Here is a 26,792-nt window from a genome sequence, read left to right as displayed (position 1 = left end):
GAACCCTCATGCCGCGCCGCCTGCCTCTTTCCATCGTCCTGCCCGCTTTACTGTTTTCCGGCCTGAGCGCCGCCCTCTGCGCCGCTGAACTCCCCGTCTACAGCGGCACGCTGGCGGCCAAATCCAGCCGCGAACATCAGCTCACGCTCCAGCCGGGCGACTATGTGCAAGGCCGCCTAAGCGGTCATGGCATGCGACTGGTGCTGCTGGACAAAAACGGCCAGCGCGTACGCGTCCTCAGTCAGGGCAAGCGCGACACCGAAGAATTCATGTTCGTGGCCGGTGCGGCTGGCCCTTACCGGCTCGACGTCAGAGCACCGCAGGCCGGCGACTACCGGCTGGAACTGCTGCAACAAGTGCCCCGCACGGCACAGACCGCCCCCGCCCAGCTGCCGGACAGCCCGCGGCTAAGGGCACTACTGCAGCAGCCGGCCGGACTGGAAGCCTTCTGGGCCGAACTCCGTCATAGCACCACCCCGCTGGTAGAAAGCACGGGCGTCACGCCGCCGCTGGCCGAACACGAAACACTGGTGACCTTCCTGTGGCGCGGCGCCGAACGGGGCGTGCGCCTGTTTGGCGGACCATCGGCCGACCACGAGAAACTGCAGCATTTGCCCGGCACCGATGTCTGGTACCGCAGCTACCGCCTGCCTGACAGCACCCGGCTGGCCTACCGGCTGGCACCGGATGTTCCCGAACTGAACGCGGCGCCGCACATCCGCCGCCGCGCCATCCTCGCCACGGCCCAGCGCGATCCGCTCAACCCGCATAGCAGCATTGCCGCACCGCTGGACCAATACGATGGCGAGAGCCTGTTCGAATTACCGGCCGCACCAGTCGCCATCTGGAACGCGCCGCGGCCGAGCGTGGCCGCCGGCAGTCTGGAAAGCCTGCGCCTGCCTAGCCAGATACTGGGCAACAGCCGCGAAATCCAGCTGTATCGGCCGGCCGGCTGGCAAGCGAACGACCCGCAGCGTGCCCTGCTGGTGGTGTTCGACGGCGAGCACTATACGCGCGACGTGCCGACACCGGTGATACTGGACAATCTGATCGCCAGCGGCCGCCTGCCACGCACGGCGGCCATCTTCATCCACAACCCCAGCAATGAAACCCGCAGCCAGGAATTACCGCCCAACCCGGCCTTTGCCCGTTTTCTGGCTGAAGAGCTGATGCCCTGGGCGCAGGCGCGCGGCCTGTCCGCACCGGCCAGCCGCACCGTGGTCGCTGGCGCCAGCTATGGCGGGCTGGCCGCCGTCTGGGCCGGCTACAGCCACCCCGAGCTGTTCGGCAAAGTGTATAGCCAGTCCGGCTCCTTCTGGTGGGCGCCGGACTGGGAACAGGCGCAGCGCTACAGCCGTCCGGCCGAATGGCTGACTGAGCAGATCGCCAGCACGCCGCGCCAGCCCTTGCAGATCCATCTGGAAGCGGGCCTGTTCGAGCTGGGACGGGACAACCAGCCCGGCATCCGCGACACCAGCCGCCATCTGCTGCATGTACTACAGGCCAAAGGCTATGCCGCCAGCTACCGCGAATATGCCGCAGCCCACGGCTACGAACACTGGCGCAACAGCTTTGCCGACGGTCTGCTACAACTACTGGGCCAGGCTATGTGAGGCGCAATAGTCGTCGCGTCAGCAAGCTTTTCATATCACGCCGCACATCGACAATCATATGAACGTAAACCACTTCCTGCCGGACTTCGTAAATGATGCGGTTCATCCCCGCCAGTGCCTGCCGGTATTGCGCAAGGTGCAGCTTTTCCAGTTCGTCAGGAATGGTTCCCGCCTGCGGGAAGTGCTGCAACTGGCGTATGGTGTGTTTGATCAGGGCGTAAGAGCTAGCCCATGTGTCGGAAGAAAAATTCTTGAGCAGATAGGTTCTCAGGTCTTTCAGATCTTGCTCAGCCGAAGCAAGGAGAACAACGCGATGCGTCATACCTCATCGGCCTTATCGAGTTCGGCAAACACCTCCTCAACATCACGGAACTTGCCCTGCTCGATTTCATGATTCCCCATCGCTAGCAATTTAAGTAAAGCCAGCGTCTCCTCCTGCTCTTCGTAGCTCTTAACGTCCATGACCACCAGTTTGGCTTCGCCATTCTGGGTAATCAGTAAGGGCTGACGATGCTCCGTGAGCTCCTTCACAATCTCGGCCGTATGGCTTTTGAGATAGCTGATAGGTTTTACCTGCGTGGAAAATTTCATGCTCAAACCTCGACAACAAAGAGATAAAGACTAATTTCAGTCTTAATTCGGACTAGGATACACCATCCGATCCGGCATTCTTCTGTAGCGTACGCGGCATGTTGTAAGATGACTATCTAGCCATTTAAATCATTGGACAAGGATTAACTTTGCACACCGTACAACTGCTGGGCGCCATCCTGTTTGGTCTGGCACTACTGCATACCTTTGCCGCCAAATCCATCGAACAGCTGGCCCACCGCCACCCGCGCCACGCGGGTCTGTTCCACCTGCTCGGCGAAGTGGAAGTGGTGTTCGGCTTCTGGGCCATCGTGCTGATCATCAGCATGGCCATCGTCGGCGGTGGCGAGAGCGCCATCACCTATGCCGAATCGCGCCAGTACACCGAACCGCTGTTCGTGTTCACCGTGATGGTGGTGGCCGCCTCGCGCCCCGTGCTGGCCGTGGTACAGGGTCTGCTCGGCGGTCTGGCGCGCTTGCTGCCGCTGCGCACCGAGCTGGCTCTGGTCTGGTTCGGCATGGCGCTGGTGCCGCTCAGTGGCTCGCTGATTACCGAGCCGGCCGCCATGACGCTAGCCGCGCTGATGCTGGCGCCACTGGTGTTCCGCGACGATATGCCGGAGCGGCTCAAATACGCCGCACTGGGCGTGCTGTTCGTGAATGTGTCGATAGGCGGCACGCTGACGGCCTACGCCGCCCCGCCCGTGCTGATGGTGGCCACTACCTGGCAATGGGATAGCGCCTTCATGGCCCAGCATTTCGGCTGGCGCGCGGCGCTGGCCGTGCTGTTCAACGCCACGGTCATCACGGCCGTACTGGCGCGCCATCTGCGCCCGCACACCAATAGCGATAGCGAGAGCGCGCCCGTGCCGCTGCTGGTAAGCGCCGTGCATCTGGCCTTTCTGGCGCTGGTGGTGGTGTTCAGCCACCACCCTGTGCTGTTCCTCGGCCTGTTCATGCTGTTCCTCGGCTTTACCATCGCCTACCAGCGCTACCAGCAGCCGCTGATCATCAAGGAAGGCCTGCTGGTAGGCTTCTTCCTCGCCGGTCTGGTGGTGCTGGGCGGGATGCAGCAATGGTGGTTGCAGCCTATCGTGGAAAGTCTGGCGCCAACCGCGCTGTTCTTCAGCGCACTGGGGCTGACGGCGATTACCGACAACGCTGCGCTGACCTATCTCGGTTCGCTGATACAGGGCATCAGCGCCCAGTCGCAATACATGCTGGTGGCAGGCGCCGTGGCCGGTGGCGGCCTGACGGTGATCGCCAACGCGCCCAATCCGGCCGGTGCCGCGCTGCTGCGCCACGGCTTCCGCGACGCCTCCATCGGTGCCATCGGCCTGCTGCTGGGTGCACTGGCGCCGACTGCCGTGGCGGTACTCGCCTTCCTGCTCTAAGCTGCCCGTCCACAAAAAAAGGGCGCGACCACTACTAGGTGGCCGCGCCCTTGCAGCTTAATCCTGCCGCAGCATCAGCGCTGCATCGATTCCCACACTTTCTGCAGGCGCTTGACCGACACCGGCATAGGCGTACGCAGCTCCTGTGCAAACAGCGAGACACGCAATTCTTCCAGCATCCAGCGGAATTCCACCATCTTCGGATCGGTATTCCGGCCCGCCGATTTGTCGCGTGCAGCGCGTTGATACAGCTGCGCTGCCTGCTGCCATTCCGCCATCTGCTTGGCATCGCGCGATGGATCGCCGCGCATCTTCTCGATGCGCACATTCATCGCTTTCAGATAGCGCGGGAAGTGCGCCAGCTGGCTGTACTCGTTATCCATCAGGAAGCGCTTGTTCACCAGCCCCTGCAACTGCGCCTGCATATCGCTGGCCACGGCCGCGGGCAAGCCTTGCAGACGCTTGGGCATGCCGTGGAATTCGGTCAGCACCTGCGACAGCAGGCGCGCAATCTCGTTCACCAGCAGCACCAGCCGCGACTTGCCCTCATCCTTGCGCTTGGCGAAGCTGGCGGCATCGAGCGGCAACGGGTCCTGCAGGCAGGCGATGTCCAGCGCCTTCTGGATGATCTGCTCGCGCAGTTCTTCCTGCGTACCCATGCTCATGAACTGCATGCCCATCTGCTGCAGATTGGGGATGCTCTTTTCGATGAACTTGATCTGATCCTTCATCTGCAAAGCGAACAGGCGACGCAGGCCGGCGCGATGGGTGCGTGCCGCCACGGTCGGATCGTCGAACACTTCCAGATCGCAGTGCGTCCCTTTGTCCACCAGCGCAGGGAAGCCGATCAGCGTCAGCTTGCCCTGCACGATTTCCAGCAGTTCCGGCAGCTCGCCGAAAGTCCAGCTAGTCAGACCATTGAGCGTAATGCCATTAGCGGTACTCGAGCCGCTGGCGGCATTGCCAGCGCCCGCCGCAGGCTGCGCCTGACCGCTTTTCGCACCTGCAGCACCCGCCGCAGCGCCGGCCTGCGCCGCTGGCTGGGCCGCAGCCGCACCATACTGCACTGGCGTCTTCGCCGGCACCTTGCCACCACTGGTACTGAGCGCACGCATGCTGACGCCCTGCCCACCATTGGCCTCGGCCATCTTCTGGAAGCTCTCGCGCGCCTGCGTGCCGAATTCGGCCTGCAGCGTCGCCAGATTGCGCCCCATGTCCAGCTGACGGCCATGCTCGTCGATCACCTTGAAATTCATGAAGTGGTGCGCCGGCAGCGTCTCCGGTTTGAAGTCGCTGGTCAGCACCGAGATGGTGATCTGGGCGCGGATATCGGCAATGATGGCGTCGATCAGATCACCACGGCCAAAGCTGCCCGCCTCCTGCACGCGCTCGCAGAAGCGTGCCGCATAGTCAGGCAGCGGCACGCAGTGGCGGCGCAGCTTTTGCGGCAGAGACTTCAGCAGCAGATGCACTTTCTCCTTCAGCATGCCCGGCACCAGCCATTCGCAGCGCTCGCGCGGCAGCTGGTTCAGCGCATACAGCGGCACCGCCATGGTCACGCCATCACGCACGCTGCCCGGCTCGAAGTGATAAGTCAGCTGCAGTTCCAGCCCCGTCACCGCCATGGTTTTCGGGAACAGGTCGGTGGTCACACCGGCTGCCTCGTGACGCATCAGTTCATCGCGGATCAGGTACAGCAGCTTGGGGTTATCCAGCGTGGCCTGCTTGTGCCACTTCTCGAAACCGGCACCGTTGACGATATCGGCCGGCAGCAGCTTGTCGTAGAAGGCCGCAATCAGTTCGTCATCCACCAGCACGTCGAGACGGCGCGACTTGTGCTCGAGGTTCTCGATTTCCTTGACCAGCTTGTGGTTGTGGGCGAAGAACGGCGCACGGGTATCGTAGTCGCCACCCACCAGCGCATCGCGGATAAAGATTTCGCGCGCTTCGCTGGGGTTGAACTGGCCGTAGTTGATACGGCGCTGGCTATACACCACCAGCCCGTACAGGGTGGCACGCTCGGAAGCCGTCACCTGTGCGGCGCGTTTTTCCCAGCGCGGCTCGCCCCACGATTTTTTCAGCAGATGGCCGCCCACTTTTTCCAGCCACTCGGGCTGGATCTGCGCCACGCAGCGCGCATACAGACGGGTGGTGTCCACCAGCTCGGCCGCCATCACCCACTTGCCGGGCTTCTTCAGCAGCGAGGAACCGGGCCAGATATTGAACTTGATGCCACGCGCACCGAGGTAGCCGGCACCCGGCTCATCATCACTCTTGAAGCCGATATTCCCCAGCAGACCAGTCAGCAGCGCCAGATGCAGGTTCTCGTAAGTGGCCGGTGTTTCGTTAAGGCGCCAGCCCTGCTCTTTCACGATGGTCAGCAACTGGGAATGCACATCGCGCCACTCGCGCAGACGCAGCTGCGACAGGAAGTTGGTGCGGCAGTTGTCCATCAGCTGGCGGTTGGTCTTCTTGTGCTCGATGGCGTTCTCGAACCACTTCCAGATTTTCAGATAACTCAAGAATTCCGATTTCTCGTCGGCGAACTTCTTGTGCGCTTCATCGGCCGCCTGCTGGTGCTCCATCGGCCGGTCACGCGGGTCCTGCACCGACAGCGCCGAGGCGATGATCAGCATTTCGTCCAGACAGACGTTGTCCTGCGCCGCCAGTATCATGCGGCCCACACGGGGATCGAGCGGCAGCTTGGCCAGCTTTTTGCCCAGTGGCGTGATCTGGTTGTACTCGTCCACCGCACCGAGTTCCTGCAGCAGCTGGTAGCCGTCCGCAATCGCCCGTGCCAGCGGCGGCTCGATGAAGGGGAAGGTCTCCACATCGGCCAGATGCAGGGTCTTCATGCGAAGAATGACTGAGGCCAGGGAGGATCGCAGAATTTCCGGCTCGGTGAACTTGGGTCGCTGCAGGAACTCCTGCTCGTCGTACAGGCGGATACACACGCCATCGGCCACCCGGCCGCAACGGCCGGCACGCTGGTTGGCCGCCGACTGGGCAATCGGCTCGATCTGCAGCTGCTCGACCTTGTTGCGGTAGCTGTAGCGCTTGACGCGCGCCAGACCGGCATCCACCACGTAGCGGATACCGGGCACGGTCAGCGAAGTCTCGGCCACGTTGGTGGCCAGCACGATGCGGCGCGCATTGGTGGTTCTGAACACACGCTCCTGCTCTTCCGCCGACAGCCGCGCAAACAGCGGCAGTATCTCCACATGGGGCGGATGGTGCTTGCGCAGTGCCTCGGCCACATCGCGGATTTCCCGTTCGCCGGGCAGGAACACCAGCACATCGCCGCTGCCGATACGCGCCACTTCGTCCACGCCATCGACTACGGCATCGATCAGGTCGCGCTTCTCGCGCGCGGCTGCAGTACGCTGGCCCTTACCTTCGGCATTGGCCACGGCCGGATTCGGCACGTCGCTATCAATCGGGCGGTAGCGCACTTCCACCTTGTACAGACGGCCCGACACTTCGATCACGGGCGCCGGTTTCTCAGCCGTACCGAAATGGCGTGCGAAACGGTCGGCATCGATGGTCGCCGAAGTAATGATCACCTTCAGGTCGGGACGGCGCGGCAGCAGCTGCTTCAGATAGCCGAGCAGGAAGTCGATGTTCAGGCTGCGCTCGTGCGCTTCGTCGATGATGATGGTGTCGTAGTTCTTCAGCAGCGGGTCGGTCTGGGTTTCGGCCAGCAGTATCCCGTCCGTCATCAGCTTGACGGACGCGCCGCGCGTCAGCGTATCGGCAAAACGTACCTTGAAGCCCACGTGCACGCCCAGCGGAGCACCGAGTTCCTGCGCAATCCGCTTGGCCGTCGACGATGCCGCAATACGGCGCGGCTGGGTATGGCCGATCAGGCCCTTCTGGCCGCGCCCCAGCTCCAGACAGATTTTCGGCAGCTGGGTGGTCTTGCCGGAACCCGTTTCACCGCTGACGATAATCACCTGATGGCCTTGCAAGGCCTCGGCGATCTCGTGGCGGCGGCCCGAAACGGGCAGGTCCTCGGGGTAGCTGATCTCCGGCAGCGGGTTGCGGAACAGCCGCTCCGCTTCGCGCGCGGCCTGCTCCTCCGGCGTCAGCCTAGGGCGCGGTTCACGCTGCTTGCGCTCGCCCTGCGGCTGGCGTGCCCCGCCCTGCCCGGCGGGCTGCACAACTGGCTGCGCAGCGGCCTGCCCTGCGGACTGCACAGGCTTGGGGCGGGGTGGCTGATCCGGCTTGCGACCTTGCGGCGAGCGTTGTGCGGGGCGATTCTGCGGGTTTTTAGGCTGATTACGGACGTCTGACATTGTTTTTTACAAAGGTTTTGGCGCGGAAGTCGCGCACCGAATTATAATGCGCCTAATGGAAAACCCTACCCAATTCGTCCACTGGCTGCGCTCCGTCGCGCCCTACATCCACGCCTTCCGTGGCAAGACCTTCGTGGTCGCCTTCCCCGGTGAACTGGTCAGCGCTGGCGCACTGCAAGTGCTGGCCCATGATCTGTCGCTGCTGCACGCGCTCGACATCAACGTCACCGTGGTCTATGGCTCGCGCCCGCAGGTCGCCGAACAGCTGGCCTTGCGTCAGGTAGAAGGCCGCTTCCACAACGGCGTGCGCATCACCGACCCGGCCGCGCTGGAATGCGCCAAGGAAGCTGCCGGCGAACTGCGCCTCGATATCGAAGCAGCGTTCAGCCAGGGCTTGCCGAATACGCCCATGTCGCATGCGGCGATCCGTATCATTTCTGGCAACTTCATCACGGCACGTCCGCTGGGCGTGATCGATGGCGTCGATTTCGAGCTGACCGGCATCACCCGTAAAGTCGATGCCGAAACCATCCACTCCATCCTCGGTTCGGACGGTCTGGTGCTGCTCTCGCCGCTGGGCTTCTCGCCCACCGGCGAAGCCTTCAACCTGACCATGGAAGATGTGGCCTGCAGCGCGGCGATCGCCCTGCACGCCGACAAGCTGATCTTCATTACCGAAACCCCGATGATGACGGATGCGGGCGGCACGGAAATCCGCGAACTGTCCTCGCATCAGGCCGAAGCCGTGCTGATGGCCGGCTTCCTGCCCGATTCGACGGCGTTCTACCTCAAGCACTGCGTCAAGGCCTGCCACAATGGCGTCGAGCGTTCCCACATCGTGCCGTTCGAGATGGATGGCTCGGCCCTGCTGGAACTGTTCACCCACGATGGCGTGGGCACCATGATTTCGCATGACAATCTGGAATCGCTGCGTCAGGCCACCATCGAAGACGTGGGCGGCATCATCAAACTGATCGAACCGCTGGAAGCCGATGGCACGCTGGTGAAACGGGGCCGCGAACTGATAGAACGCGAAATCGACTACTTCTCCGTGATCGACCACGATGGCGTGATCTTCGGCTGTGCGGCGCTGTACCCCTTCCCCGAACAGAAAATGGCCGAAATGGCCTGCCTCACTGTCAATCCGGAAGTGCAGGCGCAGGGCGATGGCGAGCGCATACTCAAGCACATGGAGAACCGCGCCCGTGCCATCGGCATCACCAAGCTGTTCGTGCTGACCACCCGTACGGCCCACTGGTTCCAGAAACGCGGCTTTGTGCCGGCCACCGTGGATGCCCTGCCTAAAGACCGGCAGCGCATGTACAACTGGCAGCGCAAATCCCAGGTTCTGATTAAAACCTTATAATGGCGTTTTACGTTCAGCTTTAGGAGTGTCGCAAATGGCCCGCACCGTGCAATGTATCAAACTTAACAAGGAAGCCGAAGGCATGGACTTCCCGCCATATCCGGGCGAACTCGGCAAGAAGATTTACGAATCGGTGTCGAAAGAAGCGTGGGCTGCATGGCTCAAGCACCAGACCATGCTGGTCAACGAAAACCGTCTGAATCTGGCCGATCAGCGCGCCCGTAAATATCTGGCGCAGCAGATGGAAAAGCACTTCTTCGGCGATGGCGCCGATGCTGCTGCCGGCTACGTGCCGCCTAGCGCCTAAGCACACGCTTAGTCGCTAGTTTCAGCGATCCGTGTCCGGCCTTGCGCCGGACTACATGCTACGGGCGGCCTGTGCCGCCCGTAGTCATTTCTGGCTTACGCTCAGAACTTCAGGGTTTTCACGCCTTCGGCCATGCCCAGCAGGCAGACATTGGCGCCACGGGCAGCGAACAGGCCCACGGCGATCACGCCGACGATCTGGTTGATCTGCGCTTCCAGTGCCACCGGATCGGTGATCGCCAGACCGGCTACATCCAGAATATTGCCGCCGTTGTCAGTCACGAACGCTTCGTCCGTACCGGCTTTCAGGCGCAGCTTGGGCGTGCCGCCCAGTTTGGCCAGTTCGCGCGCCACGGCATTGCGTGCCATCGGCAGCACTTCCACCGGCAGCGGGAATTTACCCAGTACATCCACCAGCTTGGAACCGTCCGCGATGCAGACGAACTGGCCGGACACGGAAGCGACGATCTTCTCGCGCGTCAGCGCTGCGCCGCCGCCCTTGATCATGGCACCGGCAGCGTTGATTTCATCAGCGCCGTCGATGTACACGGCAATCGCTGGCACATCGTTCAGATCGAACACTTCGATGCCATGGCCGCGCAGACGGGCTGCCGTGGCTTCCGACGACGCCACCGCGCCTTTGATGCGGTGCTTGATCAGCGCCAGTTCGTCGATGAAGAAGTTGGCGGTGGAGCCGGTGCCCACGCCGATGATTTCGTTGTCTACCACGTAGGCAATGGCGGCACGGGCTACGGCTTGTTTCAGTTCGTCCTGGGTCATAGTCTATCTATTCGAAGAGATGGGTAAAAAAGGGGATGGGCGCTATTTTAACGGATCAGGCCTCGCACTCCCGAATTACCAGTAGGAAATCAATTCCACATTGCGCAAAAGTAACGTGGCGTGCCTGCCGCACCCACCGCCAGAAGCTTGCCATTCATGCACGTGAATGTGCGAGAATCAACGCTTAGCCACTCGCCCGCCGAGGATAGCGCAATGACGTCTCCCAAGACCATATTGATCGTCGATGACAGCAGGGTTTCGCGCATGGTGGCGCGAAATTACATCAGCCTGCTGCATGCCGACTGGACTATCGAAGAAGCCGCCAGCGGCGAGGAAGCCCTGCTCAAGGCGCGCAGCATGAGGCCTGATCTGGTCCTCATGGATGTCAACATGCCCGGCATGGGCGGCATCGCTGCTGCCGAGCAGTTACGCCACGAATGGCCGGCCGTGCCGATCTCCCTGCTGACGGCCAATGTGCAGACGGCCACGCGCGAACGCGCCACGGCGCTGGGGCTGGGCTTTGTGGAAAAGCCCATTACGGAAGCCCGTATCGCCAGCCTGCTGGCTCCCCTGAGCGAAGGCTGACCATGTTTACCCTGTCCGAACTGGAAAACGATGCGCTGATCGAAATCTTCAATATCGGCGTGGGTCAGGCTGCAGCCTCCATGAGCGCCATCGTGAACGAAGCGGTGACGATGTCGGTCCCGTCCATCAGCTTTGTCGAGCGTAGCGTGGCGGCCCGCCTGCTCGATAACAGGGACCCGGAAGCGGAGCGCATCTGCGGCGTCAGCCAGCATTTCGAAGGCGCATTCGACACCCAGGCCATATTGATGTTCCCCGAAGATAAAAGTCTGGAAATCGTCCGGCTGATGGTGGGCGAAGCCGTGCCGCTAAAAGAGCTGACGGAGATGGAACAGGAAGCCATGTGCGAGATCGGCAACATCATCCTGAATTCCTGCGTGGGCACGCTGGCCAATATCTTCCATCAGGAGCTGCATGGCTCGCTGCCGCAATACCATGTGGGCACCAGCGATGAAATCATGATCGCTTCGGGCAGCCAGCCCGATACCGTGGTGCTGATGCTGCATATCGACTTCGTGCTGGAACGCCACCAGATACAGGGCTATGTCGCCTTCGTGCTCGATGTCACGGCGCTGCACGACCTCAAAGAGCAGATCAACCGCTACATCGCCCGCGCGATGGGCCAGGACTGAGGGGCGCAGCATGCCGAACTCGCCGCCCGACCACCGCCTGCGCCTGCTGCAAAGCGTGCTGTCCGCCATCAGCATGGGCGCTATCGTGCTCAATCCCGAACGCCGCATCGTGTTGTGGAATAGCTGGATGCAGCAGTACTCGGGCATCAGCACCGAACAGGCGCTGGGCCAGCCGTTTCTGGCGATCTGCCCCGAGCTGCAGGGCGGACGGGTGGAGATGGCGATCACCCAGGCGCTCAGCAACAACTTCCCTTCCCTGCTGTCGCAAACCCTGAACAAGGCGCCCTTCCCCCTGTATGCCCATGCCACGGCGATGGAAAAGCAGGAGCGCATCCAGCAGGCCATCGAGATCAGCCCGATCGCCGTGGCCGGCGCCCGGCGCCACTGCCTGATCCAGATCAGCGATGTCAGCATCGCCGTCGGGCGCGAGAAGCTGCTGCGCGAGCAGGCGCTGGTGCTGCGCTCGCAGACCTTTGCCGACGGCCTGACCGGCATCGCCAACCGGCGCCACTTCGATGTGGCGATCGATCGCGAGCACCGGCGCGCGCGCCGCAGCGGCCAGCCGCTATCGCTGCTGATGATAGATATCGACCACTTCAAGCCGTATAACGACCACTACGGCCACCAGAAGGGCGACCAGTGCCTGATCCGCGTGGCAGCCACCATGGCCGCCATCCTCAAGCGGCCGTGCGACCTGATGGCGCGCTACGGCGGCGAAGAATTCGGCATCATCCTGCCGGACACCGACCTGCCGCAGGCGCAGCGTATGGCCGAAGCCATACGTGCGGCCGTGCAGGAGCTGGCCATACCGCACGGGCGCCATAGCAATGCCGAGCATGTTACCGTCAGCATAGGCATCGCCACGCTGGACGTGGATACCCAGCCCGATATCGAAATGCTGATCGGTGCGGCCGACCGCGCACTGTATCAGGCCAAGCATCAGGGTCGCAACCGCAGCGTCAGCTGCAGCACATAGGACAGCAGATGATCGAACAGACTCTGGGCAGCACGCCCGCCCTACGCAGCATCGCCCAGCTAGCGGGCCCGCGCCCCTGGCCACTGGCCGGCAATCTGGGCCAGATCCGCCCCGAGCGCATCCACCAGCATGTGGAGCGCTGGAGCCAGCAGTATGGCCCCATTTTCCGTATGCAGTTCGGTTCCACGCCCATCGTGGTGCTGGCCGGGCATGAACTGGTCAACGCGGCCCTGCGCGACCGCCCCGACGGTTTCCGCCGTCCTTCCATTACGGCCCAGGTTTCGAATGAAATGGGGGGCCGCCCCGGCGTGTTTCTGGCCGAAGGCAGCGTCTGGCGCGACCAGCGCCGCATGGTCATGGCGGCGCTGGCACCGCATGCCATCAAGGCCTATTTTCCGGCGCTGGTCAAAGTCGGGCTGCGCCTGCAGAAGCGCTGGCAGCAGGCCGCGCAGCAGCACCTGGTGATCGATCTGTGCGAAGACCTGAAACGCTACAGCGTCGACATCATCGCCGGTCTGGCGTTCGGCAGCGATGTCAACACCATCGATGGCGGCGAAGACGTAATCCAGCGCCACATGGATATCGTGCTGCCCGAAGTGGCACGCCGTTCCGTCGCCCTGTTCCCCTACTGGCGCTATGTCAAGCTGCCACGCGACCGCAAACTGGACCGCAGCGTGCAACACCTGAGCAGCGCCGTCGATGCGCTGATCGCCACAGCGCGCCAGCGTTTGCAGGATGAACCGCAACGGCGCGAGCGTCCGGCCAATCTGCTGGAAGCCATGATCTGTGCGGCCGATGAAGGCGGCAGCGGTGTGGATGACGCTGCCGTAGCAGGCAACGTCACCACCATGCTGCTGGCCGGTGAGGACACCACCAGCAATACACTGGCATGGATGCTGTATCTATTGCAGCAGCACCCGGTTGCACTGGAACGGGCCCGCGCCGAAGTGCTGAAGATGGCGCCCGATCCGGCCGCCTTCACCATCGAGCAGATGGATAGCCTCGATTACCTCGATGCCTGCGCACAGGAAGCCATGCGCCTCAAGCCGGTGGCGCCCTTCATTCCGCTGGAAGCGCTGCGCGACAGCGTGATCGGCGATGTGCACATCCCAAAAGGGAATCTGATCTGGTGTGTGATGCGGCATGATAGCGTGAGCGAACAGCATGTAGCACAGGCCGCAGAATTCGATCCGCAACGCTGGCTACAGCAAGGTAGCGACGCCATGAACAAGCATCTGGCCATGCCCTTCGGTTCAGGTCTGCGCACCTGCCCCGGACGCTATCTGGCGCTGCTCGAAATCAAGCTGGCCAGCGCCATGCTGCTCGGCAGCTTCGACATCACCATGCTGGGTACGGAAAACGGCGCCGAGCCGGAAGAGCGCATGGCGTTCACCATGTCGCCCATAGGCCTGCGCATGACGCTCACGGAGCGTCGCGCCTAGGCCGTCCGCGCTACATGCGGTGGGCCGCAAAGCCGCTCTGGCCGGCCGCCACGTCCTCTTTCAGCGTCAGGGCGGGGATCAGATAATCGCCATGGTTCTGCGCACGATAAGGGATGGGCGCCATCGTTGCCAGCCGGTCCAGCCGCTGCGCCAGTTCCTGCTGCACGCTGGCGTAGCGCGCCTGATCCATGCGGCTGGTACGGTAAATCACCAGCGGCGGCAGCACGGCAAAACCCGGATAGAACAGCAAGCCGTGCTGAATGGGAAATAGAATATCGTCTATCGGGCCGTTGATGCCACGCGCGCTGTAGTGCGACTCCCAGCCGCCCGTCGTCACCACCAGCATGGCGCGCTTGCCAGCCAGCGTGCCTTCGCCATAGCGGTCGCCCCAGCGTGCATCCGAGTGTTCACCCACACCATAGCCGAAGCCGTAGGCATACACGCGGTCAAACCAGCCCTTCATGATGGCCGGCATGGAGAACCACCACAGCGGGAACTGGAAGATCACCATATCGGCCCAGCGCAATTTGTCCTGCTCGGCGGCGATATCGGCACTCTGCAAGCCGTTGGCGTAGGCATACTGGGAATCGCGCGAAGCATCGAAACGCTGGCCCTGCGGACCACCGACGATATCATCCGCGTCGAACGCAGCCTTCCACTGCATGGCATACAGGTCCGATACCTGCACCTGATGGCCGGCTGCCTGCAGATGGCTCACAGTGAAATCCTTCAGGGCGCCATTCAGCGACTGCGCTTCGGGATGGGCATAAACAATCAATACATTCATGGTCTGGCTCCGGCTAGTTGAGGGAAAGACTAAAGCTTAGGGCGCCATGAGGTATAGTAGAAATGAATTTCAAGTATTTCAGGTATAGTCATGATTAATTTACGCAGCATAGACCTCAACCTGCTGGTGACGCTGGATGTGCTGCTGGCCGAGCACAATGTCACGCGTGCGGCAAAACGGCTGCACTTCTCCCAGCCTTCCATCAGCGTGCATCTGGCACGCCTGCGCGAAATTTTCGGCGATCCCCTGCTGCTGCCCGGTCCACGCGGCATGCAGCCCACCGCCCGAGCCGAAGCGCTACGCGAACCCTTGCGGCTGGCGCTGGCAGCGCTCGAGCATGCAGTAGCGCCCAGCGCCGCCTTCGATCCCGCAGCGGCCAGCAATACCTGGCGCCTTGCCGCTACCGACTATGGCGAATCGACCATCGTGCTACCGGCACTGGCAGCCATCCGCACTGCAGCACCGGCTAGCCGGCTGGCCGTGGTGGAACTGGCGCCGCCGCGCATCAGCCGTCAGGCCGAACAGGGAGAGATCGATCTGGCGTTTCACACCGAAACGGAAGCGCCGGCCGGCATGCGCCATCGCCTGCTGTTCGAGGAGCGCTATGTGCTGGCGGGGCGGCAAGGCCATCCGCGCCTGAAACGCCGCCCCAGCCTGAGCCAGTTCTGTGCGCTGGATCATGTCATCGTGTCGCCCAATGGCGGCGGCTTTAGCGGCGTGACCGATCAGGCACTGGCGGCGTCCGGCCTGACACGCCATGTGGCGCTGTCCGTGCCGCACTTCCTGTTTGTCATGGCAGCGCTGGCGCAGACCGATCTAGTGGCCATGCTGCCCGAGCGGCTGGTACGCAGCAATCCCGCCCTGCGCAGCGTCGCGCCGCCGGTAGAAGTGCCGGGCTTCCGAATGGCCATGCTGTGGCATGAACGGGTGCATCGCGATGCCGCGCACCAGTGGCTGCGCGAACAAATTGTTGCCGCTATCAGCTAGGCAAATCGCAATTGCCGCCTTGCCGTGCGCAGTAAGGGGTTATACTGCTGCGCAGCAAGCACCGCTATACAGAAGGAAAGTTATGAAAATGTTGTCCCGCGCTGAAGCCAGCGTGACTGAAGAAATCCAGCGCCAGTTCCCGCAACTGCAGCAGATCCGCGAACTGGCCGGCGACGGCGGCCTGCAAGGCATGGCCATCTCCGTATTCGACCACTGGCTGGAAGATGAAAGCGAATGGCATCTGCTGGACTGCTACGAAGGCGCCGAGCGCGAACGCCGCAACCGCCTGTTCGCCCAGCACTGGGGCGCGCTGTACGACCTCACGCCACTGTACACGGTGCGCTACCGCGGCCGCTGGCCCGCCAAGGCCAAGCTGGTCATCAAGCGCTACAACGACAAGGCGGGCTATCTGCGCCAGTGCCGCTACAGCGATTACGGCGTGCCTGCCCAGTTCATCATCATGCCGGAACTGGGCTGCATCTATGCTGCCGGCTGGGATGACACCAACATCCTGTACTACCGCGATGCCGCCCTCGCCGCCCCCGTACTCAAACTGGCTACCGAAGCGGGCCTGCACTGCCTGCCGCAACAGGCAATCTGACGCCGCCATAAAAAAACGTGGTGTACCGCCGCAGCGGTCACACCACGTCCAAGGGAGACGGTACTTAGCGCGAGCGCAGGCCGCTGGCAGCTTTGGCCAGATCGGTAATGCGCTCCCAGTCGCCAGCGGCGATGGCGTCTTTCGGCGTGAGCCACGAACCGCCTACGCAGGCGACGTTTTTCAGCGCGAGGAATTGCGACGCAGTGTCTTGCGAGATGCCGCCGGTCGGGCAGAAGGTCACATCGGGCAGCGGGCCACCGATGGCGTTCAGCATGCCCACGCCGCCTGCCGGCACAGCCGGGAACAGCTTCAGCTGACGGAAGCCCTGTTCGCGCGCCGCCATGATTTCCGAAGGCGTCATCACGCCCGGCAGCAGCGGCAGGCCGCTGCTCTTGGCGGCAGCAATCAGCGCAGGCGTCAGGCCCGGCGATACGCCGAACACGGCGCCGGCGTCACGCGCAGCGGCAAATTCGTCCGGCTGGGTCAGCGTACCGACGCCGACGATGGCACCTTCCACTTCCGACATGGCCTTGATGGCCCCCAGACCGTGCCTGGTGCGCAGCGTAACTTCCAGCACGCGGATACCGCCGGCAACCAGCGCGCGTGCCAGTGGCACGGCGTGTTCAGGTTCATCGATCGCGATCACGGGGATCACGGCGGAAGTACGCATAATGTCGAGCAGAGTCATGGTCATGATTAGGCTTCTTTCTTCATCGAGAAATCTTCGTCGGAACCCGGTACGGTATTACCTACCGGGTCTTGGTCGTGCAGGCCTACCGTGGTAGGGATGGGCGATGGCAGCGGGAAGGTGGTCGCACCTTTCTCGGCTTCGCATACGCTGTTACGGAACATGGCGAACAGCTCGCGGCCCATGCCCACCTGATTCGGCGACAGGTCGGCCGTGGCCATGGCACGTGCATGCCATGCCGCGCTATCGACCAGTGCTTCCAGCGTGCCAGTGTTGGCGCACAGGCGGATCATGTCGCCATCGCGCACCAGACCGAGCGGGCCACCGGCCAGAATTTCCGGCGAAACGTGGATCGCGGCCGGCACCTTGCCCGAGGCGCCCGACATACGGCCATCCGTCACCAGCGCCACATGGCGGCCGGCATCCTGCAGATTGGCCAGCGCTGGCGTCAGCGCGTGCAGTTCCGGCATGCCGTTGGCGCGCGGGCCCTGGAAGCGGATCACGGCCACGAAATCGCGATCGAGCTTGCCGGCCTTGTAGTCGGCCATGAAGGCTTCCTGCGAATTGAACACCAGCGCCGGTGCTTCCACCGTGCGGTGTTCAGGCTTCACTGCCGAGACTTTCATCACGGCGCGGCCCAGATTGCCCTTGACCAGTACCATGCCGCCGTCGGCCGAGAATGGCGCGCCTGCTTTGCGCAGCACTTTTTCGTCGCCCGATTCCAGCGGCGCGTCTTTCCACACCACGCCCTGACCGTTCTCGCCCAGGAAAGGCTCGGCAGCGTGGGCACGCAGGCCTTTGCCCAGTATGGTGGTGACGTCGTCATGCAGCAGACCGGCATCGAGCAGTTCGCGGATCACAAAGCCCGTGCCGCCGGCAGCATGGAAGTGGTTCACATCGGCGTCGCCGTTCGGGTAGATACGGGTCAGCAGCGGCACCACGCGCGACAGTTCGTCGAAGTCGTTCCAGTCGATCACGATGCCGGCTGCCTTGGCGATGGCGACCAGGTGCAGCGTGTGGTTGGTGGAACCGCCCGTGGTCAGCAGCGCCACGATGGCGTTGACGATGGACTTTTCATCCACCACATGGCCAACCGGCAGATATTCGTCCGACTGCGCCGTGATCACGGCAGCGCGGCGTGCCGCGGCCTTGGTCAGTTCGTCGCGCAGCGGGGTGTTCGGGCTGATGAAGGCTGCACCCGGCAGGTGCAGGCCCATCACTTCCATCAGCATCTGGTTGCTGTTGGCGGTGCCATAGAAAGTGCAGGTGCCGGCGCCATGGTAGGACTTGGCCTCGCCTTCCAGCAGTTCTTCGCGGCCCACTTTACCTTGTGCGTACAGCTGGCGGATCTTGGCTTTTTCCGAATTCGACAGACCGGTAGTCATCGGGCCGGCCGGCACGAACACGGCAGGCAGGTGGCCGAAGTGCAGCGCGCCGATCAGCAGGCCCGGTACGATCTTGTCGCACACGCCCAGATACACGGCCGAGTCGAACATATTGTGCGACAGGGCCACGGCAGCCGCCATGGCGATGGCGTCGCGCGAGAACAGCGACAGTTCCATGCCGGGCTGGCCCTGCGTTACGCCGTCGCACATGGCCGGCGCACCACCGGCAAACTGGGCCACCGCACCCACTTCGCGCACGGCCTGCTTGATCAGTTGCGGATAGCCTTCGAACGGCTGGTGCGCCGACAGCATATCGTTATAGGAAGAGATGATGGCGACGGAAGGCTTCTTCACTTCCTTCAGCACCAGCTTGTCGTTGGCAGGGAAAGCCGCGAAACCGTGCGCCAGATTGGTACACGACAGCGCGCCGCGCTGCACGCCTTTGATACGGGCCGCTTCGAGATGGGCCAGATAGGCGCCACGCGAAGGTTTGCTGCGCTCGATGATGCGCGCGGTGACGGTTTCTAGGACTGGATGCAACGCCATGATCGTTCCTTATGAATGAATTCCATGAAATTTTACTACAAATTTCCGTATCAGCCAGCCTTTTATTTACTCAAACATAGCCAGCGAGCGCCAGAAAGCGACGAAAACCTCGCCAACAAATGGTGAGCCGGCGCTAAAACGCCCATAGCCCGATACGAAAAACACAAGCTTTTGAAGTAAACGTAGTGAATTTACCTGTTTTTCCTGTATGATATTCCGCATCCTCTCCATCCGCTCTCACTATCAGCTCTCACTACGCCGACTATTATGCGCCAGCCAGCTCTGACCTCTACCTCCAGCTTTCTAGCCCTCGCCAGCCACGCTACCGCAGCCCGCACATGGCAGATGCGCCAGCTGTTTGCCGATGACGCCCAGCGCTTCCCCAGACTGACGGTGGATGCCGCCGGCCTGTTCCTCGACTATTCGAAGAACCGCCTCGATGGCCGCACGGTAGAACTGCTGCTCGATCTGGCACGCGAGCGCGGTGTCGAGCGCCTGCGCGACGCCATGTTCGCCGGCGAGAAAATCAATCTTACCGAACAACGCGCCGTGCTGCACACGGCCCTGCGTATGCCGCGCGGCAAATCGCTGGTGGTGGATGGGCAGGATGTAGTCCGCGACGTGCATGCGGTGCTGGAGCAGATCAAGGATTTCACCGACCGCGTACGCAGCGGCGCATGGCTGGGCTATACGGGCAAGCCGATCACGGACGTGGTCAACATCGGCATCGGCGGTTCCGATCTGGGCCCGAAAATGGCCGTGCTGGCACTGCGCTCCTACAGCCACCCGCGCCTGAAAATGCACTTCGTCTCCAACGTCGATGGCCACGACATGGACGCCGCACTGGCGCAGGTGAATCCGGAAACCACGCTGTTCATCGTCGCTTCGAAAACCTTTACCACGGCCGAGACCATGCTCAACGCCGGCACGGCGCGCCACTGGTTCCTGCAGTCGGCCACGGAAGCCGATCTGCCACGCCACTTCGTCGCCGTCTCCACCAACAAGCAGGCCGTCAGCGCCTTCGGCATCGATACCGCCAATATGTTCCCGTTCTGGGACTGGGTGGGTGGCCGCTATTCGGTGTGGTCGGCCATCGGCCTGTCGCTGGCACTGGCCGTGGGCTTTGGCTACTTCAATGACTTCCTCGCGGGCGCGCATGCCATGGACGAGCATTTCCGCACTGCGCCGCTGGAGCAGAACATGCCGGTGCTGCTGGCCATGGTGGGCTTCTGGAACCGCCAGTTCCTCGATGCCGGTTCGCTCTCGATCGCGCCCTACCATCAGGACCTGAGCCGCTTCCCGGCCTATCTGCAGCAGCTCGACATGGAAAGCAACGGCAAGCGCGTCACCCGCAATGGCGCCGTGGTCGATACGCCGACCTGCCCGGTCGTCTGGGGCGAATGCGGCACCAACGCCCAGCATGCCTACTTCCAGCTACTGCATCAGGGCACCGATGTCACGCCTATGGATTTCATCACCACCCTGCGCGCCACCCATGATCTGGCCGGCCACCATGACGCCCTGCTGGCCAACTGCTTCGCCCAGTCGGAAGCCTTCATGAAAGGTAAAACGGCAGAAGAAGCCCGTGCCGATCTGCAGGCGCTGAATCTGAGTGCCGATGAAATCGAAGCGCTGCTGCCGCACAAGGTCTTCCCCGGCAACCGCCCTTCCAACACCATCCTGATGGACCAGCTCACCCCGTCCGCACTGGGCGCGCTGATCGCTCTGTACGAACACAAGACCTTTGTGCAAGGCGCCATCTGGGACGTCAACAGCTTCGACCAGTGGGGCGTAGAACTGGGCAAGGTACTGGCCAAGAACATTCAGGCCGAACTGACGGGCAGCGTACAGCCGGAGCGTCACGACAGCTCCACCAACGGCCTGATCGTCATGGCCAAGGCAGCGCAGCACCTATGATGAACACTAGCGAAATCAGCGTCGCGTACGACGCCGTCATGCAGACCGGCGAATGCCCGCTGTGGCATCCGCAGGAACAGGCTGTGTACTGGGTCGATATTCCCGCATTCACCGTGCACCGGCTCGATCCCGCTACGGGCGCACACCGGGCATGGAAGCTAGCCAGCGAACCGGCCACGCTGGCGCTGTGCCAGCGCGGCGGCCTGATCGTGGCCATGCGCAGCGGCTTTGCCCACCTCGATACCAGCAGCGAGGCAGTGCGCCTGACGCCTATCGCGGCAGCGCCTTACGACACCAGCATCGCCCGTTTCAACGACGGCCATGTGGATGGCGCGGGCCGCTTCTGGGTCGGCACCATCTACGAGCCGCGCGACAAGCCGGCGGCTGAAATGTATGTACTGGAAAAAGGTCAGGTGCGTCTGGCATGGTCGGGCGGCGTGACCAATTCCAATGGTCTCGGATTCAGCCCAGACTACCGCAGCCTGTACCACGCCGATACCAGCGCCCACCGCGTGTCGCGCTACGATTTCAATCTGCATAGCGGCACGGTGAGCAACCAGCGCACGCTGATGCAGTTCTCGGCCGATAAAGCCAGCAACTACGGCGGCCGTCCCGATGGCGCTGCCGTCGATAGCGAAGGTAATTACTGGGTCGCCATGTTCGAAGGCGCCCGCCTCGTCAAGCTGTCGCCGGATGGCACCCTGCTCGGTGAACTGGCGCTGCCGGTGCGCTGCCCCACCATGCTGGCCTTTGGCGATGCCGACCTGCGCACGCTGTACATCACCAGCGCCGGCGCGCGTCCGGCGGACGAACTGGCGGCCTATCCGCTGAGCGGCAAATTGCTGCGCGTACGGGTGGACGTGACCGGCCGCACGGAAGTGCCGTATATGGAATAAACTTTGTCATCCTGACCGACGGTAGCAGCCGGACGTGGGCCACAAGCATCACCTCCGGCACTTTGTAGTAAATTTTCTTGCAAGTCAACAATTCGTGTAGTAAATTTACACCTGCAGTCCTTTCTTTGCACTCTACTTACTGCGAATTCACACTATTATGGCTCTTACCGATTTTGACCTGGTTCTGTTTGGCGGCAGCGGCGATCTGGCGATGCGCAAATTGCTGCCTGCGATGTTTGCCCGCGATGTGGCCAACGATCTGCCGGCTTCGGCCCGCATCATCTGCGTAGGCCGCGCCGACGCCAGTCAGGAAGAATTCCTGCACACCATAGAAACCACGTCGAAACCACATATCAAGGCGACCACCGTCTCGGCGGCTGCGTGGGCCAAGTTCACTGCGCGCATTACCTATGTCTCGCTGAACGCCACCGATGCCGGCACCTACCACACGCTGGTCGATGCCCTGCGCAAGGACGATGCGATCACCAAGGTCTATTATCTGGCCACGCCACCGGCCATATTCTCGCAGATTTGCGAGAACCTGAAAGCCAATGGTCTGGTGACGAAGAATTCGCGCGTGGTGCTGGAAAAACCGCTGGGCCGCGATCTGGCTTCGGCCAAACAGATCAACGCCGAAGTGGGCAAAGTCTTCGAAGAATCGCAGATCTACCGTATCGACCACTATCTGGGCAAAGAGACGGTACAGAATCTGCTGGCTCTGCGCTTCGGTAACATCCTGTTCGAGCCGCTGTGGCGCCGTGAATGGATCTCGGACGTGCAGATCACCATCGCCGAAAAACTCGGCGTCGGCAACCGTCTGGGCTACTACGACACCTCGGGCGCGCTGCGCGACATGCTGCAGAACCACCTGTTGCAGCTGCTGTGTATCGTGGCGATGGAACCGCCGACTTCGATCGCACCGGATGCCGTGCGTGACGCCAAGCTGCACGTGCTGCGTTCGCTGAAAAAATTCACTCCGACCACGCTGGCACAGAACATTGTGCGCGGCCAGTACCGCGCCGGCCATGTGGACGGCAAAGCTGTGCCTAGCTATCGCGACGAGCCGGATGCGCCGGAACACTCGCGCACCGAGACCTTCGTCGCCATGAAGGCGGAAATCGATACCTGGCGCTGGGCCGGCGTGCCGTTCTACCTGCGTACCGGCAAGCGCATGGCCGACAGTCTGGCCGAAATCGTGGTGCGCTTCAAACAGATCCCGCACTCGATCTTCGCCCAGCCGACCAATAGCTTCCAGCCTAATTCGCTGGTGATCCGTCTGCAGCCGGACGAAGGCCTGCGCATGAACCTGATGGCCAAGACCCCGGGCGACGGCATGCGATTGAAACAGGCCGAGCTGGAACTGGACTTCCGCGAATCGTTCAAATCCCCGCGCATGGATGCCTACGAGCGCCTGCTGCTGGATGTACTGCGCGGCCAGCTGACCCTGTTCATGCGCGGCGACGAGCTGGAAGCGGCATGGGAATGGGTCGAGCCTATCCTCAACAACTGGGAATCGGACGACAGCTTCCCGCTGCCCTACGCCTCCGGCACCTGGGGCCCTGCTGCCGCTTCGGCCCTGATCGGCCGCGATGGCCTGCAATGGCGCGAAGAAGTGCTGCCGGAAGATTAAGCCTCAGAAGATCAAACCACTATGCTGCTCGATTCCATCCGCACCCAGCTCGACTCGCTCTCCAAATCGGAGCGCAAGGTGGCGCTGGCCGTGCTTGATAACCCCGGCCAGACGGTCAGCCAGAACATCACTGCACTGGCTAAAAGCGCCCAAGTGTCGGAACCCACGGTGGTGCGTTTCTGCCGCACCCTCGGCTACGATGGCTGGCACGAGTTCAAGCTGAAACTGGCGCAGGGGCTGGCACTGGCCCTGCCCGGACTGAACGAGCAGCCTACCCAGGATGACCTGGCGGCCGATCTGGTCAACAAGATCTGCAGCCGTTCCATCAACACCCTGCTCGACCTGCGTAACAACCTCGATCCGGAAGCGATCCAGAAGGCACTCGACATTCTGTCCAAAGCCAACAAGATCGAATTCTACGGTCAGGGCACTTCCGGCATCGTGGCCACGGACGCCCAGCACAAGTTCTTCCGCTCGGGCGTGCCCACCGTGGCCTACGCCGACCCGCACATTCACAGTATCGCGGCAGCCCTGCTGCGCACTGGCGATGCCGTGGTGGCCATCTCCCAGCGCGGCAACAGCCCGTCGCTGGTGCGTTCGATCAAGCTGGCACGCCGTGGCGGCGCCGATGTAATCGTGCTGGCGCCTTCCGGTACGCCGCTGGCCGATCTGGCCACGGTGCTGATTCCTATCGATCTGATTTTCAACATCGACCCCTACACGCCGATTTCGGCCCGTCTGGCCTATCTGGTGGTGATCGACGTGCTGGCCGTGGGGCTGGCGCTGCAGCGGGGGCCGGACTTCCGCAAAAAAATGCAGAATGCCCAGAAAGCCCTGCAGGAGTTCGACCTGCAGTTCGATTCCTTCATTCGCTAACGTTGCAAGAACGGCAAACTGGCGTTTATTGTATGGCGATATAGCGACTATATCGCCATGCTTTCTTTGCGCAAGCTGTTAGCTTGAGTACAATAAGACCACTTATTGTCCTCACCCTAAATGGCAGCGCACATGAACCAGCTCGAACAGCTCAAGAAATTCACCACCGTGGTAGCCGATACCGGCGACTTCCAGTCGATCCAGGCTTACACCCCTCGCGACGCCACCACCAACCCATCGCTGATCCTGAAGGCGGTGCAGAAAGAAGAGTATCAGCCGCTGCTGGAAAAAGCCGTGCGCGATAACCTCGACAACTCCATCACCACCACCATCGATCACCTCTTGATCGCTTTCGGCAAGCAGATCCTGCGCACTATTCCTGGCCGCGTCTCGACCGAAATCGATGCCCGCCTGTCGTTCGACACGGAAGGTTCGGTAGCCAAGGCACGTGAACTGATCGAACTGTATCGCAAGGCCGGCATCGACCGCGAGCGCGTGCTGATCAAGATGGCTTCGACCTGGGAAGGTATCCGCGCTGCCGAGATTCTGGAGAAAGAAGGTATCCGCTGCAATATGACGCTGCTGTTCTCGCTGACTCAGGCCATCGCCTGCGCCGAAGCAGGTGCCCAGCTGATTTCGCCGTTCGTCGGCCGCATCTATGACTGGTACAAGAAATCCACCGGCATCGAGTACCTGCCCTCGGAAGATCCGGGCGTGGCTTCCGTCAAGCGCATCTTCAACTACTACCGCAAGTTCGGCTACAAGACCGAAGTGATGGGCGCCAGCTTCCGCAACGTGGGCCAGATTCTGGAACTGGCCGGCTGCGATCTGCTGACCATCAGTCCCGACCTGCTGCAGCAACTGCAGGACAGCGATGGTCTGGTCGAGCGTAAGCTGAGCAGCGAGGCCGCTTCCACCACCGGCATGATGAAACTGGCACAGGATGAAAAGACCTTCCGCTTCCAGCTCAACGAAGATGCCATGGCGACGGAAAAACTGGCCGAAGGCATCCGCGCCTTCTGCGCCGATTCGGGCAAGCTGAAACAGATCATCTCGGGCATGCGTTGATTTCGCCTTACCGTAAAGCTTGAACCGCATACAGGGCGGGGTGGCAGCAAAGGCTGTCACCCCGCCCTTTTTTCATGCAATTGCCATTTACAAAACGTTACATAAACGTCTGTATTACAATGCAGCGACCATCGCCAGCTGCACAGTCTGGCGGCGCACTTCACCTACTTTCAGTTTCGATTACGAGAACCAAATATGCGATCTGCATTCCGTTACTCCATGCTGGCAGGCGGCGCTATCAGCCTGTCGCTGCTGGCCGCCTGCGGCGATAAAGCTGCTGCCCCTTCCGCCCCGCCACCGGCCGGCGTCGCCGTCATCACCGTCGCTTCGGGCGCCGTGACCGTCAGCAGCGAGCTGCCGGGCCGCACCGAAGCCTCGCGCGTGGCGCAGGTACGCGCCCGTACCGCCGGCATCGTGCTACAGCGCGTGTACAAGGAAGGCAGCGAAGTCAAAGCGGGCGATGTGCTGTTCCGCATCGATCCGGCCCAGTTCCAGGCTAGCTACGACAGCACTCAGGCCGCAGTAGCCAAGGCAGAAGCCAATCTGGCGCAGGCCGAACTCAAGGTCAAACGTTACAAGCCACTGCTGGCGGCGCAAGCTGTGAGCCAGCAGGAATACGATGATGCCGTGACAGCGCAGAAGCAGGCCAGCGCCGATCTGGCCACCGCCAAAGCTACCCGCACCAATGCCAGCCTGACGCTGGGCTATGCCACCGTGACGGCGCCGATCTCGGGCCGCATCAGCCGCGCGCTGGTCACGGAAGGTGCGCTGGTCGGTCAGGGCGAAGCGACGCCTATGGCTACCGTGCAGACGCTCGATCCGATCTACGTCACGATCACCCAGTCGTCGTCGGAACTGCTGGCGCTGCAGAAAGCGCTGGCCAGCGGCAAACTGAAAAGCGCCGGCAATGGCGCCGCCCGCGTCACCCTGCTGACGGAAGACGGCCAGCCCTACCCGCAGGCCGGCAAGCTGCTGTTCTCCGATGTCTCGGTGGATGAAAGCACGGGCACGGTGGCCATGCGCGCCGAATTCCCCAATCCGCAGCGCACCCTGCTGCCCGGTATGTATGTGCGTGCCCGCCTTGAACAGGGCGTGAATGGCGCGGCCATCAGTGTGCCGCAGCAGGCCGTGGTACGCGGACCGGAAGGCTCCTCCGTGCTGGTGGTGGGCGCCGACAACAAGGTGCAGTCGCTGCCGGTCACGGCCAGCGCAGCCGATGGCCAGAACTGGATCGTCAGCAGCGGCCTGAAAGGCGGCGAACGCATCATCGTGGAAGGCTTCCAGAAAGCCAAGCCGGGTGCCACCGTCAAACCGGCACCATGGCAGGGCCCGGCCGGCAGCGCCAATGCTGCTGCTGCAGCTACGGCTAGCAGCCCGGCCAGCAATGCCGCCAGCGCTGCTGCACCTGCCAGCGCAGCGAAATAACGGGGAGTC

The 26,792-nt window shown here is 62.3% G+C and carries 23 protein-coding genes; 16 read left to right on the top strand and 7 right to left on the bottom strand.

Annotation, left to right across the window (positions count from 1 at the left end):
• Positions 1-8 precede the first annotated feature (8 nt).
• A complete protein-coding gene (locus tag GTP23_RS04365; RefSeq protein ID WP_161034013.1) occupies positions 9-1,613 on the top strand; it encodes an alpha/beta hydrolase-fold protein in 1,605 nt (534 codons plus the stop codon).
• Here GTP23_RS04365 and GTP23_RS04360 read toward each other — a convergent pair.
• Both GTP23_RS04360 and GTP23_RS04355 read right to left on the bottom strand, forming a co-directional pair.
• Positions 1,606-1,935 (bottom strand): type II toxin-antitoxin system RelE/ParE family toxin, encoded by a 330-nt coding sequence (locus GTP23_RS04360; protein WP_161034012.1) that lies wholly within the window; start codon positions 1,933-1,935, stop codon positions 1,606-1,608. The genes GTP23_RS04365 and GTP23_RS04360 overlap by 8 nt on opposite strands.
• A complete protein-coding gene (locus GTP23_RS04355; RefSeq protein ID WP_161034011.1) occupies positions 1,932-2,204 on the bottom strand; it encodes a type II toxin-antitoxin system Phd/YefM family antitoxin in 273 nt (90 codons plus the stop codon). The genes GTP23_RS04360 and GTP23_RS04355 overlap by 4 nt, the downstream gene beginning before the upstream one ends.
• Positions 2,205-2,353: 149 nt before the next feature.
• Between GTP23_RS04355 and GTP23_RS04350 the strand changes: the two genes are divergently transcribed.
• Positions 2,354-3,598, top strand: a complete 1,245-nt coding sequence (locus tag GTP23_RS04350) for a putative Na+/H+ antiporter (RefSeq protein WP_161034010.1) — start codon at positions 2,354-2,356, stop codon at positions 3,596-3,598.
• 74 nt (positions 3,599-3,672) lie between these two features.
• Here GTP23_RS04350 and hrpA read toward each other — a convergent pair whose 3' ends face one another.
• The gene (hrpA, locus tag GTP23_RS04345) at positions 3,673-7,893 is read right to left on the bottom strand and encodes an ATP-dependent RNA helicase HrpA (protein WP_202411916.1); all 4,221 of its coding nucleotides are present in this window, start codon (positions 7,891-7,893) and stop codon (positions 3,673-3,675) included.
• Positions 7,894-7,948: 55 nt separating this feature from the next.
• Here hrpA and argA point away from each other — a divergent pair, with 55 nt between their 5' ends.
• Both argA and GTP23_RS04335 read left to right on the top strand, forming a co-directional pair.
• On the top strand, positions 7,949-9,259 hold the full coding sequence (gene argA, locus GTP23_RS04340; protein WP_155433316.1) for an amino-acid N-acetyltransferase: 1,311 nt from the start codon (positions 7,949-7,951) through the stop codon (positions 9,257-9,259).
• Positions 9,260-9,293: 34 nt separating this feature from the next.
• A complete protein-coding gene (locus tag GTP23_RS04335) occupies positions 9,294-9,566 on the top strand; it encodes an oxidative damage protection protein (RefSeq protein ID WP_155433315.1) in 273 nt (90 codons plus the stop codon).
• Positions 9,567-9,667: 101 nt separating this feature from the next.
• On the opposite strand, the gene rpiA is transcribed toward GTP23_RS04335, so the two are convergent.
• On the bottom strand, positions 9,668-10,345 hold the full coding sequence (rpiA, locus tag GTP23_RS04330) for a ribose-5-phosphate isomerase RpiA (RefSeq protein ID WP_161034009.1): 678 nt from the start codon (positions 10,343-10,345) through the stop codon (positions 9,668-9,670).
• A gap of 213 nt (positions 10,346-10,558) precedes the next feature.
• On the opposite strand from rpiA, the gene GTP23_RS04325 reads away from it, so the two are divergent.
• Genes GTP23_RS04325 through GTP23_RS04310 form a run of 4 tightly spaced genes read left to right on the top strand, consistent with a single transcriptional unit; the run spans position 10,559 to position 13,977 of the window.
• Entirely contained in the window at positions 10,559-10,930 is a 372-nt protein-coding gene (locus GTP23_RS04325; protein ID WP_161034008.1) for a response regulator, read from the top strand.
• Between the two features lie 2 nt (positions 10,931-10,932).
• Complete coding sequence (locus GTP23_RS04320; RefSeq protein ID WP_161034007.1) at positions 10,933-11,559, top strand: chemotaxis protein CheX; 627 nt, start codon at positions 10,933-10,935, stop codon at positions 11,557-11,559.
• 10 nt (positions 11,560-11,569) lie between these two features.
• On the top strand, positions 11,570-12,535 hold the full coding sequence (locus GTP23_RS04315; RefSeq protein ID WP_161034006.1) for a sensor domain-containing diguanylate cyclase: 966 nt from the start codon (positions 11,570-11,572) through the stop codon (positions 12,533-12,535).
• 8 nt (positions 12,536-12,543) lie between these two features.
• Entirely contained in the window at positions 12,544-13,977 is a 1,434-nt protein-coding gene (locus GTP23_RS04310; RefSeq protein ID WP_202411914.1) for a cytochrome P450, read from the top strand.
• A gap of 10 nt (positions 13,978-13,987) precedes the next feature.
• Here the strand turns inward: GTP23_RS04310 and GTP23_RS04305 are convergent, their stop codons facing one another.
• The gene (locus GTP23_RS04305; RefSeq protein WP_155433309.1) at positions 13,988-14,764 is read right to left on the bottom strand and encodes an NAD(P)H-dependent oxidoreductase; all 777 of its coding nucleotides are present in this window, start codon (positions 14,762-14,764) and stop codon (positions 13,988-13,990) included.
• 90 nt (positions 14,765-14,854) lie between these two features.
• Here GTP23_RS04305 and GTP23_RS04300 point away from each other — a divergent pair, with 90 nt between their 5' ends.
• Both GTP23_RS04300 and GTP23_RS04295 read left to right on the top strand, forming a co-directional pair.
• The gene (locus GTP23_RS04300; RefSeq protein ID WP_161034005.1) at positions 14,855-15,751 is read left to right on the top strand and encodes a LysR family transcriptional regulator; all 897 of its coding nucleotides are present in this window, start codon (positions 14,855-14,857) and stop codon (positions 15,749-15,751) included.
• Positions 15,752-15,833: 82 nt separating this feature from the next.
• A complete protein-coding gene (locus GTP23_RS04295) occupies positions 15,834-16,352 on the top strand; it encodes a hypothetical protein (RefSeq protein WP_161034004.1) in 519 nt (172 codons plus the stop codon).
• A gap of 64 nt (positions 16,353-16,416) precedes the next feature.
• Here the strand turns inward: GTP23_RS04295 and eda are convergent, their stop codons facing one another.
• Both eda and edd read right to left on the bottom strand, forming a co-directional pair.
• Positions 16,417-17,046, bottom strand: coding sequence for a bifunctional 4-hydroxy-2-oxoglutarate aldolase/2-dehydro-3-deoxy-phosphogluconate aldolase (eda, locus tag GTP23_RS04290; RefSeq protein WP_161034003.1), 630 nt, complete (start codon positions 17,044-17,046; stop codon positions 16,417-16,419).
• A 2-nt stretch (positions 17,047-17,048) separates the two neighbouring features.
• A complete protein-coding gene (edd, locus tag GTP23_RS04285; protein WP_155433305.1) occupies positions 17,049-18,971 on the bottom strand; it encodes a phosphogluconate dehydratase in 1,923 nt (640 codons plus the stop codon).
• Positions 18,972-19,238: 267 nt separating this feature from the next.
• On the opposite strand from edd, the gene pgi reads away from it, so the two are divergent.
• The 6 genes from pgi (at position 19,239) to GTP23_RS04255 (ending at position 26,783) form a co-directional block, all read left to right on the top strand.
• The gene (pgi, locus tag GTP23_RS04280; protein WP_161034002.1) at positions 19,239-20,888 is read left to right on the top strand and encodes a glucose-6-phosphate isomerase; all 1,650 of its coding nucleotides are present in this window, start codon (positions 19,239-19,241) and stop codon (positions 20,886-20,888) included.
• Positions 20,888-21,784 (top strand): SMP-30/gluconolactonase/LRE family protein, encoded by an 897-nt coding sequence (locus tag GTP23_RS04275; RefSeq protein WP_161034627.1) that lies wholly within the window; start codon positions 20,888-20,890, stop codon positions 21,782-21,784. The genes pgi and GTP23_RS04275 overlap by 1 nt, the downstream gene beginning before the upstream one ends.
• Before the next feature lie 157 nt (positions 21,785-21,941).
• Positions 21,942-23,414, top strand: a complete 1,473-nt coding sequence (gene zwf, locus GTP23_RS04270) for a glucose-6-phosphate dehydrogenase (protein WP_161034001.1) — start codon at positions 21,942-21,944, stop codon at positions 23,412-23,414.
• A gap of 21 nt (positions 23,415-23,435) precedes the next feature.
• On the top strand, positions 23,436-24,290 hold the full coding sequence (locus GTP23_RS04265; protein ID WP_155433302.1) for an SIS domain-containing protein: 855 nt from the start codon (positions 23,436-23,438) through the stop codon (positions 24,288-24,290).
• Positions 24,291-24,422: 132 nt separating this feature from the next.
• Positions 24,423-25,358: a transaldolase gene (tal, locus tag GTP23_RS04260; RefSeq protein ID WP_161034000.1), complete on the top strand. Its 936-nt coding sequence runs from the start codon at positions 24,423-24,425 to the stop codon at positions 25,356-25,358.
• 195 nt (positions 25,359-25,553) lie between these two features.
• Entirely contained in the window at positions 25,554-26,783 is a 1,230-nt protein-coding gene (locus GTP23_RS04255; protein WP_161033999.1) for an efflux RND transporter periplasmic adaptor subunit, read from the top strand.
• Positions 26,784-26,792 lie beyond the last annotated feature (9 nt).

Origin of the sequence: Duganella fentianensis, from assembly GCF_009857835.1 — a bacterium.
Classification (GTDB): Bacteria; Pseudomonadota; Gammaproteobacteria; order Burkholderiales; family Burkholderiaceae_D; genus Rugamonas; species Rugamonas fentianensis.
The sequence above is the reverse complement of the archived record's forward strand: the minus strand, read 5'-3'. Positions and strand labels throughout refer to the sequence as shown.

What these genes read in the sequence shown, in the direction of transcription:
- argA (WP_155433316.1), top strand. Translation starts at nt 7,949, where the DNA reads ATGGAAAACCCTACCCAATTCGTCCACTGGCTGCGCTCCGTCGCGCCC.
- GTP23_RS04325 (WP_161034008.1), top strand. Translation starts at nt 10,559, where the DNA reads ATGACGTCTCCCAAGACCATATTGATCGTCGATGACAGCAGGGTTTCG.
- GTP23_RS04335 (WP_155433315.1), top strand. Translation starts at nt 9,294, where the DNA reads ATGGCCCGCACCGTGCAATGTATCAAACTTAACAAGGAAGCCGAAGGC.
- GTP23_RS04255 (WP_161033999.1), top strand. Translation starts at nt 25,554, where the DNA reads ATGCGATCTGCATTCCGTTACTCCATGCTGGCAGGCGGCGCTATCAGC.
- edd (WP_155433305.1), bottom strand. Translation starts at nt 18,971, where the DNA reads ATGGCGTTGCATCCAGTCCTAGAAACCGTCACCGCGCGCATCATCGAG.
- rpiA (WP_161034009.1), bottom strand. Translation starts at nt 10,345, where the DNA reads ATGACCCAGGACGAACTGAAACAAGCCGTAGCCCGTGCCGCCATTGCC.
- GTP23_RS04355 (WP_161034011.1), bottom strand. Translation starts at nt 2,204, where the DNA reads ATGAAATTTTCCACGCAGGTAAAACCTATCAGCTATCTCAAAAGCCAT.
- hrpA (WP_202411916.1), bottom strand. Translation starts at nt 7,893, where the DNA reads ATGTCAGACGTCCGTAATCAGCCTAAAAACCCGCAGAATCGCCCCGCA.
- GTP23_RS04300 (WP_161034005.1), top strand. Translation starts at nt 14,855, where the DNA reads ATGATTAATTTACGCAGCATAGACCTCAACCTGCTGGTGACGCTGGAT.
- GTP23_RS04365 (WP_161034013.1), top strand. Translation starts at nt 9, where the DNA reads ATGCCGCGCCGCCTGCCTCTTTCCATCGTCCTGCCCGCTTTACTGTTT.
- GTP23_RS04275 (WP_161034627.1), top strand. Translation starts at nt 20,888, where the DNA reads ATGAACACTAGCGAAATCAGCGTCGCGTACGACGCCGTCATGCAGACC.
- zwf (WP_161034001.1), top strand. Translation starts at nt 21,942, where the DNA reads ATGGCTCTTACCGATTTTGACCTGGTTCTGTTTGGCGGCAGCGGCGAT.
- GTP23_RS04360 (WP_161034012.1), bottom strand. Translation starts at nt 1,935, where the DNA reads ATGACGCATCGCGTTGTTCTCCTTGCTTCGGCTGAGCAAGATCTGAAA.
- GTP23_RS04305 (WP_155433309.1), bottom strand. Translation starts at nt 14,764, where the DNA reads ATGAATGTATTGATTGTTTATGCCCATCCCGAAGCGCAGTCGCTGAAT.
- GTP23_RS04295 (WP_161034004.1), top strand. Translation starts at nt 15,834, where the DNA reads ATGAAAATGTTGTCCCGCGCTGAAGCCAGCGTGACTGAAGAAATCCAG.
- GTP23_RS04310 (WP_202411914.1), top strand. Translation starts at nt 12,544, where the DNA reads ATGATCGAACAGACTCTGGGCAGCACGCCCGCCCTACGCAGCATCGCC.
- pgi (WP_161034002.1), top strand. Translation starts at nt 19,239, where the DNA reads ATGCGCCAGCCAGCTCTGACCTCTACCTCCAGCTTTCTAGCCCTCGCC.
- tal (WP_161034000.1), top strand. Translation starts at nt 24,423, where the DNA reads ATGAACCAGCTCGAACAGCTCAAGAAATTCACCACCGTGGTAGCCGAT.
- GTP23_RS04320 (WP_161034007.1), top strand. Translation starts at nt 10,933, where the DNA reads ATGTTTACCCTGTCCGAACTGGAAAACGATGCGCTGATCGAAATCTTC.
- eda (WP_161034003.1), bottom strand. Translation starts at nt 17,046, where the DNA reads ATGACCATGACTCTGCTCGACATTATGCGTACTTCCGCCGTGATCCCC.
- GTP23_RS04265 (WP_155433302.1), top strand. Translation starts at nt 23,436, where the DNA reads ATGCTGCTCGATTCCATCCGCACCCAGCTCGACTCGCTCTCCAAATCG.
- GTP23_RS04315 (WP_161034006.1), top strand. Translation starts at nt 11,570, where the DNA reads ATGCCGAACTCGCCGCCCGACCACCGCCTGCGCCTGCTGCAAAGCGTG.